Annotated in this window: 18 protein-coding genes and 1 pseudogene; 10 read left to right on the forward strand and 9 right to left on the reverse strand. The window is 62.3% G+C overall.

Going from position 1 to position 13,611, the window contains the following annotated elements; genetic code table 11:
* Nucleotides 1-87 precede the first annotated feature (87 nt).
* Entirely contained in the window at nucleotides 88-360 is a 273-nt protein-coding gene (locus tag GA829_RS16005) for a hypothetical protein (protein WP_195179676.1), read from the reverse strand.
* Between the two features lie 302 nt (nucleotides 361-662).
* Here GA829_RS16005 and GA829_RS16010 point away from each other — a divergent pair, with 302 nt between their 5' ends.
* Nucleotides 663-1,589 (forward strand): DMT family transporter, encoded by a 927-nt coding sequence (locus GA829_RS16010; RefSeq protein WP_195179677.1) that lies wholly within the window; start codon nucleotides 663-665, stop codon nucleotides 1,587-1,589.
* Here GA829_RS16010 and GA829_RS16015 read toward each other — a convergent pair.
* The 3 genes from GA829_RS16015 to GA829_RS16025 all read right to left on the reverse strand — a co-directional run bounded on the left by GA829_RS16015 (nucleotide 1,586) and on the right by GA829_RS16025 (nucleotide 2,965).
* Nucleotides 1,586-1,762, reverse strand: a complete 177-nt coding sequence (locus GA829_RS16015; protein ID WP_195179411.1) for a hypothetical protein — start codon at nucleotides 1,760-1,762, stop codon at nucleotides 1,586-1,588. The two genes, GA829_RS16010 and GA829_RS16015, sit on opposite strands and share 4 nt — an antisense overlap.
* A gap of 30 nt (nucleotides 1,763-1,792) precedes the next feature.
* Complete coding sequence (locus GA829_RS16020) at nucleotides 1,793-2,077, reverse strand: hypothetical protein (protein WP_195179412.1); 285 nt, start codon at nucleotides 2,075-2,077, stop codon at nucleotides 1,793-1,795.
* 114 nt (nucleotides 2,078-2,191) lie between these two features.
* Nucleotides 2,192-2,965, reverse strand: coding sequence for a DUF899 domain-containing protein (locus GA829_RS16025; RefSeq protein ID WP_258052312.1), 774 nt, complete (start codon nucleotides 2,963-2,965; stop codon nucleotides 2,192-2,194).
* A 126-nt stretch (nucleotides 2,966-3,091) separates the two neighbouring features.
* Between GA829_RS16025 and GA829_RS16030 the strand changes: the two genes are divergently transcribed.
* Nucleotides 3,092-4,312, forward strand: coding sequence for an ATP-binding protein (locus GA829_RS16030; RefSeq protein ID WP_195179413.1), 1,221 nt, complete (start codon nucleotides 3,092-3,094; stop codon nucleotides 4,310-4,312).
* A 36-nt stretch (nucleotides 4,313-4,348) separates the two neighbouring features.
* Complete coding sequence (locus GA829_RS16035; RefSeq protein WP_195179414.1) at nucleotides 4,349-4,981, forward strand: Vgb family protein; 633 nt, start codon at nucleotides 4,349-4,351, stop codon at nucleotides 4,979-4,981.
* 139 nt (nucleotides 4,982-5,120) lie between these two features.
* On the opposite strand, the gene GA829_RS16040 is transcribed toward GA829_RS16035, so the two are convergent.
* The 3 genes from GA829_RS16040 to GA829_RS16050 form a co-directional block, all read right to left on the reverse strand.
* Entirely contained in the window at nucleotides 5,121-5,447 is a 327-nt protein-coding gene (locus tag GA829_RS16040) for an endonuclease domain-containing protein (RefSeq protein WP_258052313.1), read from the reverse strand.
* A gap of 181 nt (nucleotides 5,448-5,628) precedes the next feature.
* Nucleotides 5,629-5,934 carry a hypothetical protein gene (locus tag GA829_RS16045; RefSeq protein ID WP_195179416.1) on the reverse strand — a complete coding sequence of 102 codons (306 nt, stop codon included), beginning with the start codon at nucleotides 5,932-5,934 and terminating at the stop codon, nucleotides 5,629-5,631.
* Nucleotides 5,935-6,218: 284 nt separating this feature from the next.
* Nucleotides 6,219-6,701, reverse strand: coding sequence for a hypothetical protein (locus GA829_RS16050; protein ID WP_195179417.1), 483 nt, complete (start codon nucleotides 6,699-6,701; stop codon nucleotides 6,219-6,221).
* 227 nt (nucleotides 6,702-6,928) lie between these two features.
* On the opposite strand from GA829_RS16050, the pseudogene GA829_RS37785 reads away from it, so the two are divergent.
* The 5 genes and pseudogenes from GA829_RS37785 to GA829_RS16070 all read left to right on the forward strand — a co-directional run.
* Nucleotides 6,929-7,105 (forward strand): annotated as a pseudogene (locus tag GA829_RS37785) (IS1 family transposase); the annotation flags it as partial.
* Between the two features lie 268 nt (nucleotides 7,106-7,373).
* Nucleotides 7,374-7,583 carry a hypothetical protein gene (locus GA829_RS16055; protein WP_195179418.1) on the forward strand — a complete coding sequence of 70 codons (210 nt, stop codon included), beginning with the start codon at nucleotides 7,374-7,376 and terminating at the stop codon, nucleotides 7,581-7,583.
* A gap of 75 nt (nucleotides 7,584-7,658) precedes the next feature.
* Nucleotides 7,659-7,844, forward strand: coding sequence for a DUF768 domain-containing protein (locus GA829_RS37790; RefSeq protein WP_463671735.1), 186 nt, complete (start codon nucleotides 7,659-7,661; stop codon nucleotides 7,842-7,844).
* Nucleotides 7,845-7,976: 132 nt separating this feature from the next.
* Nucleotides 7,977-8,657: a glutathione S-transferase family protein gene (locus GA829_RS16065; RefSeq protein WP_195179420.1), complete on the forward strand. Its 681-nt coding sequence runs from the start codon at nucleotides 7,977-7,979 to the stop codon at nucleotides 8,655-8,657.
* 320 nt (nucleotides 8,658-8,977) lie between these two features.
* Nucleotides 8,978-9,796: a hypothetical protein gene (locus GA829_RS16070; RefSeq protein ID WP_195179421.1), complete on the forward strand. Its 819-nt coding sequence runs from the start codon at nucleotides 8,978-8,980 to the stop codon at nucleotides 9,794-9,796.
* Nucleotides 9,797-9,993: 197 nt separating this feature from the next.
* On the opposite strand, the gene GA829_RS16075 is transcribed toward GA829_RS16070, so the two are convergent.
* Nucleotides 9,994-11,154 carry a GDSL-type esterase/lipase family protein gene (locus tag GA829_RS16075; RefSeq protein ID WP_195179422.1) on the reverse strand — a complete coding sequence of 387 codons (1,161 nt, stop codon included), beginning with the start codon at nucleotides 11,152-11,154 and terminating at the stop codon, nucleotides 9,994-9,996.
* A gap of 184 nt (nucleotides 11,155-11,338) precedes the next feature.
* Between GA829_RS16075 and greA the strand changes: the two genes are divergently transcribed.
* A complete protein-coding gene (gene greA / locus GA829_RS16080) occupies nucleotides 11,339-11,821 on the forward strand; it encodes a transcription elongation factor GreA (RefSeq protein ID WP_195179423.1) in 483 nt (160 codons plus the stop codon).
* Nucleotides 11,822-12,088: 267 nt separating this feature from the next.
* On the opposite strand, the gene GA829_RS16085 is transcribed toward greA, so the two are convergent.
* Complete coding sequence (locus GA829_RS16085; protein WP_195179424.1) at nucleotides 12,089-12,484, reverse strand: hypothetical protein; 396 nt, start codon at nucleotides 12,482-12,484, stop codon at nucleotides 12,089-12,091.
* Nucleotides 12,485-12,802: 318 nt separating this feature from the next.
* Between GA829_RS16085 and GA829_RS16090 the strand changes: the two genes are divergently transcribed.
* On the forward strand, nucleotides 12,803-13,573 hold the full coding sequence (locus tag GA829_RS16090; protein ID WP_258052314.1) for a hypothetical protein: 771 nt from the start codon (nucleotides 12,803-12,805) through the stop codon (nucleotides 13,571-13,573).
* Nucleotides 13,574-13,611: the final 38 nt, after the last annotated feature.

The raw sequence follows: 13,611 nt of genomic DNA on the forward strand, positions 1-13,611 counted from the left end.
AGGCCCTTCGTCCAACGCATGACCGGCGAGCTGACCGCGCCGGCCGGTGTCATCGCACGATCGAGCACACCCCTGGCGGCCGCGTGGTTACCCCTTCGCTTCGACCAGTATCACCAGCGACTCCGGCACCACGCCATCGTGAGCCATCGCATCCGCGGCTTTCTTGTCCTGCATCATTGCCGCCAGGGCATCCATGTCCGGAACGTCCATCATGACGGCCACCCGTTTGGGGTTCTGAGGGTCGACGAAAGTGCGGATGTTGGTGATCCCAATTGAGCCGAAAAGCTCTTTGCGCTTGGGTGAATTGAGCCAGTGCTTCGAATCCTTGGTAATGTTGTGATGGCCAATGACCGTAGGCATAACATCCTCCCCGAGGTGACGCCGACGGTCGAAATCGCCCGCCTGTTGCTGCGATCCACCTACGCCAGCAAATGAGCTCTGTTTCTTTTGGGCTGTCAATTAGCAATTGCTGATGTATGAGCAGGCAAGTGGGTAAGACGAGAGTCAGGCCCGTGCCCGCGACCTGTAACCGATTACCGGTGCGACCGCCGGTCTGTCCGCTCTCATGGGCGCCGTATCCATCTGGCATTGGACCGCCATATCGGCGCGGCTGCCATCTGGCCCCGCCCTGTGCTCTCAGATATCCGGCTGGCATCAGCATGATGAGTGAAGCCGTGAAGACATCCAGCCTGACCGGCGCCGTTTCGCCAATGATCCCCGTGCTTGTCTGCGCGCTTGCGATCTTCCTGCTGTCGGGTATGGACGCGGCGATGAAGACCCTGGTTATCGCCGTCGGCGTCTACAACACGGTGCTGTGGCGCAGCATGGTGGCAACCGTGGTCGCGGGCGCGGCCTGGTCGGCTGGGCCGCGCTTGAAGCCTACTTTTCCGGTGCTGAGGCTGCATGCGCTTCGTGCAGCAGTCGTCGGCATCGTTTTGATGTCATTCTTCTGGGGTCTCGCCAGGCTGCCGCTGGCGGAGGCGATCGGGCTCAGCTTCGTCGCGCCGTTGTTTGCACTCTTCCTGGCCGCACTTTTGCTCGGCGAACGGATCCGGCGTCAGGCAATCTGGGCATCACTGGCCGGCATCGTCGGCGTCGCGATCATCATGGCCGGCCAATTCGGCCAGGCGAGCTACTCGCAGGATGCCATGCTCGGCACGGCTGCGGTGCTCGTCTCAACGGTGTTCTACGGCTACAATCTGATCCTCGCCCGGCAACAGGCGCTGCTGGCCAAGCCGATCGAAATCATGCTCTTCCAGAACCTTTGCGTGGCGGTCATCCTCGGTTTCGCCGCGCCGTGGCTGGCTGTTGCCTTGCCAAGCAATCTCTGGCTTCCCCTGGCCGGGGTTACGGTGCTGTCGCTTGCCGGGCAATTCCTGATGAGCTGGTCCTACGCGCGGGCCGAAGCGCAATACCTTATCCCGACCGAATATTCGGCCTTCATCTGGGCGATAGCGCTTGGCTGGTTCTTCTTCGACGAGGCGGCGGCCTGGACCACGCTGGCGGGAGCCTGCCTGATCGTCGCCGGCTGCCTGCTCGCCGCGCGGGCGAACCCGAAACTCGCCGAGCCGATCGAGGCGGCGATTTAGCTTGATGCCGTGGGCGGCGCGCCGTTGCCTGCCGCCGTCTCCGCCATGGAAGCGGCATCCGGGCCGCACCAGGGGCAGCCCTGCCGAGGCTTTGACGGCTCTGTCTGCCGGGTCTGCTCGGCATGGACCGGTTCAAGCACTCGCTCGTGTGTCGCTACGGCTTGCGTCGTCATGGCACTTCTCCTTGCTGTTTGTGTTGGCCGCTAGTTCCGGCCCGCCTGCACCTGCCGGCCGGAAATGACCCGCAGCCAGGGTGCCAGATGGAAGGCGCTCATCAAGAGGTACATTACCGTCATACCCGTCAGGGGCAGGGTGGTCAGAGGCGTGCCCATGCAGGTCATCGCAGCATCGCCATCGAGGGCTGAGACCAGCGCCATCACGGCGAAGGTCGGCGCGGCGGCGAGGCACAGCATGTCGGCCATGCCAAGCGTGCCTGTGTTTTCACCGGGGATGGAGCCACGGGATCGGCTTGTCTGCGACTTGCTCATGTTGCTTCTCTCTCGATGGAGTGCGCCGGCGCTTGCCGGCGTTCGTCCGTGGTGTTGCGTTTGAAGGTCCCGGACGCCGAGGCCATCAGCGCCCGAGAACTTCACAACCCGGGGCTAATCCTTATCGCGGAACGCGGCTTCGCCGGCAGCGGAGACCTCGGCCCATTTCTTGTCGGGCGCGGCTTCGTAGTTGTCGTGCCAGTTCCACCATTGGTAGGTCGGTGTCTGCGGATAGCCCTCGGGCGAATCTTCCCAGGCCTCCTGCCGGCCGAGCGGGGTCGCATCGAGATAGCTCCAGACGGTGCCCATGGACTCGTCGCCACGGCTGTTGATGAAGTAGGTGCGGAAAATGCGGTCGCCATCGCGGATGAACACATTGTGGCCGTGCCATTCGTCGACGCCGAAGTCCTTGTCGAAGCTGTCCGTCAGAGTGTACCAGGGCATCTCCCAGCCCATGCTCCTCTTCAGCCGCGCAATGTCGTCCTGCGGCGCGCGCGAGGCGTAGGCAAGCGTTGTGTCGCGGGCGTTGAGGTGAGCGAGGTTGGAGACCTGGTCGGCGCCGAGCGAGCAGCCACGGCAGGCATGTTCGGGCCAGCCGAAGACGCCGGGTTCGAAGAAGGCGCGGTAGACGATCAGCTGACGCCGGCCTTGGAACACATCGAGCAGGCTGACTTTTCCATCAGGCCCTTCGAACGCATAGGCCTTGTCCACTTCCACCCACGGCATGCGCCGGCGTTCGGCGGCAAGCGCATCCTTGGCGCGCAGCGTGGCCTTTTCCTTGACGAGGAGCGCTTCGCGCGCGGCTTCCCACGCCTGTTGTGAAACGACTGGTGGGGTCTTCATGCCGAGCCGAGCCGCTGCTTCGCCGGTTCCGGTTGTGTTGGCCATCTTTTTTCTCCTTTTTCCTGTTTGCCGCCGCACCATTTCCGGCGCGGCGTGTTGCTGCTTGCTGGTCATGAATTAAGGTAGGGCGGTGCGCTGGAAGGTGGGAGTTACAAGTGTGGCGGGATTTGAATGGACTCGCTGATCACGGCAGCCGGACTGGCGCTTGCCGCGGGTGATCCACTCGGCGCGCTGAACCGCGTTGCCTTGCGTGAGGATGCGCCGGCGCTGGCGCTGCGCGGCATCGCCATGGCGCAGCTCGGCGATCTCGACCGCGCCAAGACCTTGCTGCGGCGGGCCGCGCGCGGCTTTGGCGCAAGAGAGGCAGTGGCGCGGGCCCGATGCGTTGTCGCCGAGGCCGAGATCGCGCTGGTCTCGCGCGATCTTGGCTGGCCCACCAAGGCGCTGGATGCGGCGCGGGTGACGCTGGAAAAACATGGCGACAGGCTGAATGCCGCCCACGCACGGCATCTCGAAATGCGTCGCCTGCTGTTGATCGGCCGTCTCGACGAGGCCGAACGCGTGCTGGCCGGGCTCGACGCGACGCCGTTTCCACCGGCATCGCGCGCCGCGCACGAACTGGTCGTCGCCGGCATCGCCATGCGGCGGCTCAAGACAGGTACCGCGCGTGCCGCACTGGAGTTGGCAAGGCAGGCGGCGCGCCGGGCCGGCATTCCGGGGCTGATGGCGGAAGTCGAGAGCGCCTTCCTGGCGCTGGAAACGCCGGCGGCGCGGTTGATCGCGCAAGGGCGCGAGCGCCCGCTGCTGCTCCGCGATGTCGAAGCGCTTCAAGCTTCGAAGGCGCTGGTGGTCGACGCCTGCCGCTATGTCGTGCGCAGGCAGGAAACGACCATCTCGCTGGCGACGCGCCCGGTGCTGTTCGCCCTGGCGCGCGCGCTGGCGCAGGCCTGGCCCGGCGACGTGTCGAGGGCGGTGCTGATCGCCAGGGCCTTCGGCGGCAAGCATGCCGATGAATCGCACCGCGCCAGGTTGCGGGTCGAGATCGGCCGGCTGCGCGCCGAGCTCAAGCCCTTGGCCGATATCGGCGCGACCAGCCACGGGTTCGCGCTGGCACCGCTCCAGGCCGGCGACGTTGTGGTGCTGGCGCGGCCGATCGAGGAGCGGCATGGCGCGGTGCTTGCCTTGCTGGCGGATGGCGAGGCCTGGTCGAGCTCGGCACTGGCGCTGGCGCTCGATATCAGCCAGCGCAATGTGCAGCGTGCGCTGGAGCAGCTTGGCGAAGCCGCCAAGATACAATCGTTCGGCCACGGCCGGGCGCTGCGCTGGATGATGCCGCCGGTGGCCGGTTTCACGACGACCTTGTTACTCCCGGCTCCGCTGCCAAACGGTTAGAAGGGCAGCACACGAACACGATGCGAGGACGAGAAGATGAGACATGAAGCGGCCGAAATCATTCGCGAATACGGACCCTTTCCCGACGTCAAGAACGTCGCCGGCGTCACCTTCGACGGCCAGAATGTCTGGTTCGCCTCCGGCGAGAAGCTGAACGCCTTCGACCCGGCAAGCGGGCAGTCGCTGCGCTCGATCGATGTCGCGGCACATGCCGGCACCGCCTATGACGGCCGCCACCTGTTCCAGATCGCCGGGGACCGCATCCAGAAGATCGATCCGGATACCGGCAAGGTGCTGAACACCATCCCGGCGCCCGGCAAAGGCGGGGATTCCGGGCTGACCTGGGCCGAAGGCGCGCTGTGGGTTGGTGAGTATCGAGAGCGCAAGATCCACCAGATCGACCCGGAGACGGGAAAGGTGCTGCGCAGCATCGAATCCAACCGCTTCGTCACCGGGGTGACCTGGGTGGACGGAGAGCTTTGGCACGCCACCTGGGAAGGCGACCAGAGCGACGTGCGGCGCATCGATCCCCAATCGGGCAAAGTCCTGGAGCGGCTCGACATGCCGGAGGGCATGGGCATTTCAGGCATGGAATCCAATGGCAGCGACTGCTTCTTCTGCGGCGGTGGACCAAGCGGAGTGGTCAGGGCGGTGCGCAAGCCAAAGTGAGGGCGATGCCGGACCAGGGGAACGGACGGCGGATTTCTTTGCATTGCGTCTAAGAAAAAGTGGCGGCGGTGAAGTTGCCAATCTCCCCCCAAGTGGGGGAGATGTCCGGCAGGACAGAGGGGGGCGCTGTCCCGCCAGCCTATCCGGGTGGCTCAGCCAATCCAGCTGAAATAACAATATGCTGGCAAACATTATCGATGTCGCGGATGACATCATCGTTCCAGAAGCGGAGGATGGTCCAGCCATCCTGTTCCAGCCGCTTCGTCCTCAATGCGTCAGCGGCAGCGAAATCTGCTTCGCTATGCTGAGACCCGTCCATTTCCACGACGAGCTTTTTCTCGGGACAGGCAAAGTCGACAATGTAGCCGGCGATTGGGAACTGCCTGCGAAAGCCCAGCCCCATCAGTCGATGTGCGCGAAGTTCGTTCCAGAGTTTCAACTCAGCGTCCGTCATCACCTTGCGCATTGATTTCGCATTGGCCCGGTGTCTTGGCGGCAGGGGTGTGTGGGTCATTGTCAGACGCTGGTCGAGGCTGAGGCTGTCGGCGTTTCTACTCTACGGCGCCCCCCTCTGTCCTGCCGGACATCTCCCCCACTTGGGGGGAGATTGGCAGTTCAGCCGTCTTCGCCAAAGGCAAGGCGCCCCGCTAAATCCCCGAGCCGTCCAGCTGCTGGGCATCCTCGCCTTGCCAGGGCGCCGGCATCGAGGCGCGGCTGAGATTGGCTGATGGCAACGGCATCCAGCATTTCAGTTCCGGGTCGGCATATTCGATGACACGGCCGGGCGAGGAATCCGAGGCGCGCCAGCCTTCGCTGGCGAACTGGTCGGCGCGTGACCAGTAGGCGAGGTCGACTTCGGCCGGTCCCTGTTCGGACGGGCGAACCGTGACCAGGATCCGGCTGCCATCCCTAGGCGCGGTCGACATGTGGCGCCACCGATCGGGTTCGTCCATCCTATTTCCTCCAGCAGTCTTCGTTCAACGGGAAGTGTCGCCTCACGCCTTGGGGCGGTCAACCCAAACTTTGCGGATAATAGGCATTCCTGGCCGTCCTGGCAGGACTGAAGCAACTCCTGGAGGAGCCTGGCATTTCTGTGTCTGTAAATCGAACGCAGCCCGCATCATGGTCTGATGCCGGGAAAAGCTGACTGATGAGGGGAGCGCGCCGTCAACATGACAGGTTTGAGGCGAGGCCAATTGTGATCGCACAAGCCTCGCCTCAAACCGAATATTTGATCCTAAAGAGCCTGTAAGCGGGCAATGTCCGCGTCGGTGGCAGGACGCTCGATGATCGTGCGGCCCAACGCATCTTTCATCTCAAATTGACCGTTCTCCACTTCTTCCTTGGTACCGTCAGGATGAGTGACCTCGACGTTGTTGCCGTCGACTTCAACTTTGACGCCTGTAGCGCCATTCACATGCTCCCGGCCGTGATTATCATTGTCGGCACCGTGATCGTCGCCTGCGCCGTCATCGCCGCCGCCTGAGCCGGAATTTCCTCCCGGTCCCGAACTGCCGCCATGGCTTTCGCCGCCGCCGCCGTCGTGCCCGCCGCCGTCGTGGCCACCGCCGCCGTCTCCCCCCTTGGCGAAGGCTGCCACAGGGCCAATCCCCGCGACGGTGTGATGAAGGTTGAGTTGATAAGGTGCTGCCGTCAGAGCCATCGCAGTGGAGGCGCGAAATGCGAAGGAAACTAAGCGGTTTGACGTCAATTTAGCCATGGTGGTCCTCCTTTGCTAACCCACGTGCAACGCAGTCAGTTCCGCGATTATTCCTGCAGGTGCGGAGGAGAGGGCAGGAATACCTGAAATAGGACCAATGACGGCGAAAACCTCGGACCAAAGTCTGGCTCATGTCATTTCCGTTTCGCTCGAGTCTTGGCCGGTAGTGTCTCAGTTTGAAATTTGAGCGATAGCAAAAGCGTCTCGTCTCGTTTGTTCACATGGTCGCGCTGTACACGGTCTGGTACAACTTCATCCGCATTCACAAGACGCTGAAAATGTCACCGGCAATGGCCGCTGGCGTTTCGGAGACGTTGTAGTCGATGGGCGATCTGTGCGGCATGATGGACGCCGTTGCGCCGAAGCCGGGCAAACGCGGACCTTACAAAAAGCAGTTAGCCTGATATACACGAGGTAGCGGCCCGTAGCTCAGGGGAAGAGCGCCAGTCATGTGCTGGAGGCCCCCGGTCGAGACGGGGCGGGTCCGCCACCAAATTCAAACTGAGACACTACCTGGCAGCTCATCCGATTGACTAACCGGAGGCCTCGGGTCACCCTGCGACCGGGGCAGAATTCAAGGTTCGGCACGAGGCAATCAGTTCTACCAGCGCCTCTTGTCCTGCTGAGCCTTGCTGTCACGGAACAATCGTCAGCATTTCCAGGAGGACGAAGATGCCGATTCGACGAAAGGCCACTGAAGCCGGCATTTTCAACAGTTCCGAATTGGCTCTGCTGGGGCGTGTCTTCGATCAACTCCGTGCCGAAGATCAGTCGCCAGATGCGCGCGAGACCATCGCGTCGCGGGTTATCGCCAACTATATGGCTGGGGTGGTTGATGAGGCGGAACTCGTCTCGCTCTCGAAACAGCCCCTGGGCAGGTAGGCTGACGGAACCTAATTCAGCTATCGAACTTATCGGCGCATGAGCACGCGCGGGCTGAACTTCTTGCACAGATGGATGGCTAAACACCTTCCATCGCATGTATCCAATGACCCTGCGCTGGCAACGGCCTTGTCGGATCGTCTCATAAGCGATGCCGAAAGAGCCGGCTTCTCGCCTTGGGAAGTCCAGGAAGAGGTGGACAGTGTCTTCGCTGTCATTTTGGCGGCCATGGCGAACACCGAAGGCGGCCACGCCGATTGACCCTCATTCCACGTCATGAACGGAGATGCGGACAAAAGCGGTCTCATGCGAGCTATCGGATGAAATGTCGGATCGCTTCAGCCGTATCCGTCCTAGGCTTGGCGATGTTCGCCGGGACAAGGAGAGGCATTCATGAGTGACAGGGTCGAGCCGACGCCGGCTGGGATGGAAACAACACTGTTTTTCAGCCGCAACCCCAATCCGCGCCTGGCGGTCGCGGTAGCGCGTTATCTCAAGGCGAACGTCGCGTTCGAATTCGCCTCACCGTACGCGCCGGGGCAAGCGGAGCGGTTCCGCCCGCTCAATCCCAATCTTTACCTGCCCATATTGGCGTGGCCGGGCGGCAGCCTGTGGGAGACTGACGCGATTGCCTGCCGGCTGTCGCGCGACATGCGTTCGGATTTCTGGCGCACCGGCGATGATCAGCCTGAGATGATCCGCTGGCTGAGTTGGGGCAAGGAGAATTTTGCACGGGCCTGCGACATGGTGCATTTCGAGCGCGGCACCAAGCAGCGCTATCATCTGGGCCCGATCGACCATCAGCTGGTCGAGGAGGGGCTGAAGCTGTTCCACACCACGGCGGCGATCCTCGAGGCCACGCTTGCCGGCCGGCAATGGCTGGTCGGGGGGGCGCCCTCCTATGCCGATTTCCGCATGGCGACGTTCCTGGCTTTCAATGATGTCGGCGGCCTGCCGCTTGGTGATTATCCGGTGCTTGCGGGCTGGTATCGTCGCCTTGAAGCAATCGACGCGTGGCGTGATCCGTTCAAGGGGCTGAGCGCGCCTGAACTGCCGGCGGCGAAGACCGGCTGAGGCGCGCCAAAAATCCCGCTGCCAGAGGTGACGGGCTTCCCGATTTCGCGAGGCAGGAAGGGGCGGCGACCGGCGTATACGCCTTGGAGAGAACTTGAAAACGCCGGTCGCCGGGGGTGGGGTTGGGACGCACCACGTTGGGGACGCGGCGCAAGGTCAAGCTAAGCGTCTGGCGGATCTCTTCAATCGGAATGCCGGCCTATGGTGAACAGCTGGTTACTATCCACAGGGGCTTTCCGGCGCGGGTGATTTACGGCCTCGAAACGGTCTATCTTTGCTTTAGCGATGACTTATATAAAGCCTGCGGAGCGGGAACCGACATGGGCATTCCAGCAAACGACCCACGGCAGCAGCGGCCCGGCGACAGGACCGCGGAAGTCCGCGTCATGGGCACGCCGAGATCGGGCACGAACCTGACCAAATACCTGATCCAACACTATCTGAAGGCACCTGTCGTCTTTGATCGAGGCTTCTGGAAACACGGGGTTTTTCCAGCCCTCATGAACGGGCACGACCTGCAATACGGAGAATTGCCGATTGTTGTCGTCAGCAAGGACCCCGTGACCCAGCTTCTCTCGTGGTTCCGCTACTCGAGGAACCACAGCATTTTCCAACCGGAACACCGTCTCGGTTCATTCCTGCGCAAGCCGTTTGAAATCAGGCAGGATTTCACGCGGCCGGGGCGGATGGAGTACAGGTTCCGCAGCCCGGCGGATTACTGGAACCAGTTCCACTTCGCCATGGAAGCCCTTCGCCGCAACGGTGTTCCCGTGCATTTCGTCTGCTATGAGCAGCTCGTTTCAAATCCGGCGCTTTGCCTCGGTTCGATCTCCGGCTTTCTCGATCCGTCCTTGCCTTTCGACACCGGCGCCGCGGTTGCAATTCCAGAGCGCACGCTCGTCGCGAGCAACGATATCGACCACGCCGCGACTTCACCTGTTCACCAGGCCCGGTTTGATCCCGCACGCGCGGATCTGGCAGCCGCCCTTGCCAGGGTGGGCTGGCGCAACGCGGGCATCATCCTGCGCGACATCGACGATGATGTGCTGGCCGCGACAGGCCGGACAGGCTTTCGCAAAACGTGGCGGGAAGCGGCCAGCCCGATGGCGTTGCTGAGGTCGCTCATCGGCTTCTGGTGAGGCTTGTCGCAGGTTGGGTGGTGACCAGCTTCGCCGACTATCAACGGCAGGGGTTTGCAACCGTTTTCACCTCGGCAGCTTGCGCCGCCATGCCGTCATCTCGGTTAGGTCCCGATTGGTCAAGGTCAGGTTTTTCAACGCCGCTTTGGGCTGAATGGTGCACAACATGCACAGTCGGTTCGAGACGTCTTGTACCGCTAGCGGAGACACAAGGGTCCGCCATTCGCGAAGGCGAACGCGGCGAAGCGCTGGCCGATGCGGCGGTGGGCGGCGGCGTCAGGGTGAAGTGCGTCGGGAAGCGGCAGGTCGAGAAAATCCGCGGGTCCATAGAGGCTTAGACCATCGAGATAGTGAAGATGCGGATCGTTTGCCATGCGCTGCCGTGCTACCCGTCGCAGCTCTTCCCGGATGACGGCGAGTGTCAATTTTCCGGCGGCGCGTTCGTCTGGATTTCCCGTTGCCCGGAAGGCAATTTTACCCATTGCCAGGGCATTCAGGTCGAACGCGCCCGGACCTGGCCTGTCCTCGTGGATGGGGCAGTAAAGCGGCGAGACGAGCAGGATCGGCGTGGTTGGCTTGCCGTCACGGATGGTGTCGAGAAAGCCGTGCACGGCCGGCGTGAAGGCGCGCAGCCGCATCAGATCGGTGTTGACCAGATTGATGCCGATCTTGAGGCTGATCAGGTCAGCTGGCGTATCCCTGACAATGCGCGCCACGAACGGATCAAGCAGGGCGCTGCCGCTCAACCCCAGATTGACCAGCTCCACCCCGCCTTGTGCGGCCGCCAGGGCAGGCCAGCTCGCCGACGGGCTGTCCGTATTCGACCCCTGACTGATGGAACTGCCATGATGCAGCCAGATCTTGCGGCCCAGACCGAGAATTGGCTCGACAGAAGCATTGGTGCGCAGCGCCACGATTTCAGTGGTTTCGTTATACGGCAGCCAGATCTCGATTGTCTTGTCGCGGTCCGGCAAATCGGTGAAGCGCAGCGTGCTGATCTCGCCCTGCTGTTTGGTCACGCCGCCGGTAGCCATGTCGAGGATCACGGTGTCGGCGTTCTCGGCGCTGGCCTGCCCCGCGAGCCGGCCATCGATATGCAGATCATATTTTCCGGGGGGGCGAGCCGGCACTCCTACATAGACGTACCTGGTTGGCACCGTGTCAACCTCGATCGCCGTTGCCCGCGAGCGAAAGGCGATGCGCACGCCCGAAGGCTGGGATTCGGCCATGGCCAGTTGCGGATCGGGACATTGAGCCCTTGCCCAGGCCGGCAAGCGATGTGGGAGCACGCCACGCGCGGTTTGCTCCAGTTCGAGAGCGCCGCGCAGGAGGGCGGGGGTGATGGGGATGGTGAGCATGGGATGTCGTCCGGGGCCAAAGAGAACCGCATATACAGCGAAATCCGCTTTGCGCCAGCAGCGGATACCTCCCCTTTTGTGCGCATTCGGTTGCCGTCTAAGCCGGCCGTCAAATCGTTGCAGCTTTGTTGTCAGCTCGAGGTCATCCGATTAATAACAGTGTCTCGACACGGAGCCCGACCAAATGAGTGTGGCATTTGCCAAGGAGGAAAGCGCGGAGGCGGCATCGGAAACCATCCTGCCGGCGCGCCCTATCTCCGACCGGATCAACCTCGTCACGGAGGCGGGCCTCAGGATGCTGCAAGATGAATTGGCTCGCGCTCAGCAGGCTTTCGAGGCCGCCAACGCGCTCGAAGATGTCAACGAGAGGCGGCGGCAGTCGGCGGTTCCGGTTCGAGACATGCGCTATTATGCCGAGCGCGTCCGCACGGCCCAGCTTCTGCCGGTGCCCGCGTCCAATGAAGTGATCGCCTTCGGGCACACCGTCACCTTCGAGCGTGATGATGGTCGCACCCAGACCTTCCGCATCGTCGGTGAGGATGAGGCCAACCCGTCCCAAGCGTCCATATCGCATGGCTCCCCGGTTGCCATCGCGCTGATTGGCAAAACCGTTGGCGAAATTGTCCAGCTAGGGCCGCGCGAACTCGAGATCCTGTCCATTTCCTAGATCGGATGGAGTGCGGACGGGTGAAGGCTTCGTGCGCGGCTGGCCGGGCCGGAAGCGATGCCGGCACGGCGAGGCAAGTTCAGCCGGTGACGACGCTTTCAAGAAACAGGCGCATCTCGGACTTGCCGGGATGCGCCTGTTGGAGTTTGGCGGACTGGCCTCACTCGGCGAAGATTGGAGCAACTCAAGCCTTGGCCAGTCTCGCTCAATCCGTTTACAAGTCAGCCACTGCCCTCAAGGCAGGCGCCGCGGGTCAAGGCGTGCCGATCACTGCTCGGATTCTTCTTCCTGCGCGCCGCTGTTCCAGTCGAAAGTTGCCCACTTGGTGCAGGTCGAGCGTGCTCCGATACCGCCGCGTTCGCAGGCTTGCGCACTGTAAGTGCCGCTGTCGCCGGGCTCCCTGTCGAACGAATAGCCATTGCCGACTTCGATCTGATCGCCAGGGTTAGTCTTGAAGTTGAAGTGGGTGGTTCTGGACAGTTTGCTGGACAGTGAGATGCGCACCTTGCCGCCGTAATATTTCACGGAACCGCAAACGCCGTTGACGCATTTGCGCTGGACGGTGGTGCTGCTCGCATAGGCTGCGCTGGGTACCACCAGAGGCGCCATGAGAACGGCGATTGTCGAAACGGCGGTGAGTGTCTTCGTCAGGTTGCGTAGCATAGTCGTATTCCTTCCTTTGTTGCTTTGAGGTCCATGTTCAGCCGCCTTGCCGTTTGCTCTTGCAGATGTCGCTTTGGCGTTGCGGCTGGGATGTGTTGGACAACGCAACGTGAACTCATCGTGAAATAGCGACGGTCCGCCTCGGAAGGCTGATGAGGGGTCATTTCGGATCTTCCCGCACCGCATCCTGGATCATTGGGCACCAATGCAACGGCGCCCGCGCCCGCTTTTTTGATCTGGTTCGAGGGCACTTGGAGCAATTCACGTTGGGATCACGCGGGGCACTGCAAATGAAGCGTCATAACGGAGGACACCGGCATGACGCTCAACATCAACAAGCCGCTACGGGCGGCCCCACTCCAGATTTCAGATGGCGAAACGGCATCTGCTTTCGCAGTCAAACCACCGTTCATGCATGCGCTGGGCAAGGCATTGACGGAACGAATGTCCGGCCCCGGCGGCGCCTACAACATCGGCAATCTCATTGGTCTTTGCCAGGGCATCGGCGCGCAGCTTCTCGTATCGAGGGATCCGAACCAACTTCCCTGGGCAGATGCACCCAGTGTGATAGGCCACTATCTGACAGGCAATTTCGCGGCTGTCGCGATGACAACCGCGACGGCGATCTTCTTTGCCAGCGGTGAAGTCTATCATCACGCCTGGAACGGGCGCCGACGCCCCAGCGAAACTGTCAACCGGCTGGGTGATTTCCTGTCCGGCGTTGGTGCTGTTTGCCTGGGCCTGGCGCTGTTCGAACTTGGCCATCCATTCCTCGCGCTGACATCGGGCCTGCTTCATTGCGTCGGCAAATTCGGCAGTGCCTGCCACCGGTCCGGTGTTCCGATCTTCGGCATGCCAGTGCGCGGCCCGGATCCGTTCCGCGCGATGGTCCTGCTCAGCCGGGTCCCAGCCATCATGGCTGCCGTATCAGGCCTTTACGCCTCGCTGTTCGGGATCGAGGGCGGGCAGCCGCAGCACTGGTCGACGCCCGCCAGCCTTCTCGCCTGCTACCTGCTCTGGTCCTGGGCCGACCTGCTGCTGTTTCGACCGAGCGAACCACACGCAACCGACGATCGTACCGCCGACTGATCCGGCTTCAACCAGACTTCCAGATTCAATCAGAATTG

The organism is Mesorhizobium sp. INR15, from assembly GCF_015500075.1.
Lineage (GTDB): Bacteria > Pseudomonadota > Alphaproteobacteria > Rhizobiales > Rhizobiaceae > Mesorhizobium.

Coding starts and splice junctions, on each gene's coding strand:
- GA829_RS16050 (WP_195179417.1), bottom strand. CDS start 6,701: ATGGCTAAATTGACGTCAAACCGCTTAGTTTCCTTCGCATTTCGCGCC.
- GA829_RS16010 (WP_195179677.1), top strand. CDS start 663: ATGAGTGAAGCCGTGAAGACATCCAGCCTGACCGGCGCCGTTTCGCCA.
- GA829_RS16070 (WP_195179421.1), top strand. CDS start 8,978: ATGGGCATTCCAGCAAACGACCCACGGCAGCAGCGGCCCGGCGACAGG.
- GA829_RS16045 (WP_195179416.1), bottom strand. CDS start 5,934: ATGGACGAACCCGATCGGTGGCGCCACATGTCGACCGCGCCTAGGGAT.
- GA829_RS16005 (WP_195179676.1), bottom strand. CDS start 360: ATGCCTACGGTCATTGGCCATCACAACATTACCAAGGATTCGAAGCAC.
- GA829_RS16090 (WP_258052314.1), top strand. CDS start 12,803: ATGACGCTCAACATCAACAAGCCGCTACGGGCGGCCCCACTCCAGATT.
- GA829_RS16035 (WP_195179414.1), top strand. CDS start 4,349: ATGAGACATGAAGCGGCCGAAATCATTCGCGAATACGGACCCTTTCCC.
- GA829_RS16075 (WP_195179422.1), bottom strand. CDS start 11,154: ATGCTCACCATCCCCATCACCCCCGCCCTCCTGCGCGGCGCTCTCGAA.
- GA829_RS16015 (WP_195179411.1), bottom strand. CDS start 1,762: ATGACGACGCAAGCCGTAGCGACACACGAGCGAGTGCTTGAACCGGTC.
- GA829_RS16025 (WP_258052312.1), bottom strand. CDS start 2,965: ATGGCCAACACAACCGGAACCGGCGAAGCAGCGGCTCGGCTCGGCATG.
- GA829_RS16065 (WP_195179420.1), top strand. CDS start 7,977: ATGAGTGACAGGGTCGAGCCGACGCCGGCTGGGATGGAAACAACACTG.
- greA (WP_195179423.1), top strand. CDS start 11,339: ATGAGTGTGGCATTTGCCAAGGAGGAAAGCGCGGAGGCGGCATCGGAA.
- GA829_RS16040 (WP_258052313.1), bottom strand. CDS start 5,447: ATGCGCAAGGTGATGACGGACGCTGAGTTGAAACTCTGGAACGAACTT.
- GA829_RS37790 (WP_463671735.1), top strand. CDS start 7,659: ATGGCTAAACACCTTCCATCGCATGTATCCAATGACCCTGCGCTGGCA.
- GA829_RS16085 (WP_195179424.1), bottom strand. CDS start 12,484: ATGCTACGCAACCTGACGAAGACACTCACCGCCGTTTCGACAATCGCC.
- GA829_RS16055 (WP_195179418.1), top strand. CDS start 7,374: ATGCCGATTCGACGAAAGGCCACTGAAGCCGGCATTTTCAACAGTTCC.
- GA829_RS16030 (WP_195179413.1), top strand. CDS start 3,092: ATGGACTCGCTGATCACGGCAGCCGGACTGGCGCTTGCCGCGGGTGAT.
- GA829_RS16020 (WP_195179412.1), bottom strand. CDS start 2,077: ATGAGCAAGTCGCAGACAAGCCGATCCCGTGGCTCCATCCCCGGTGAA.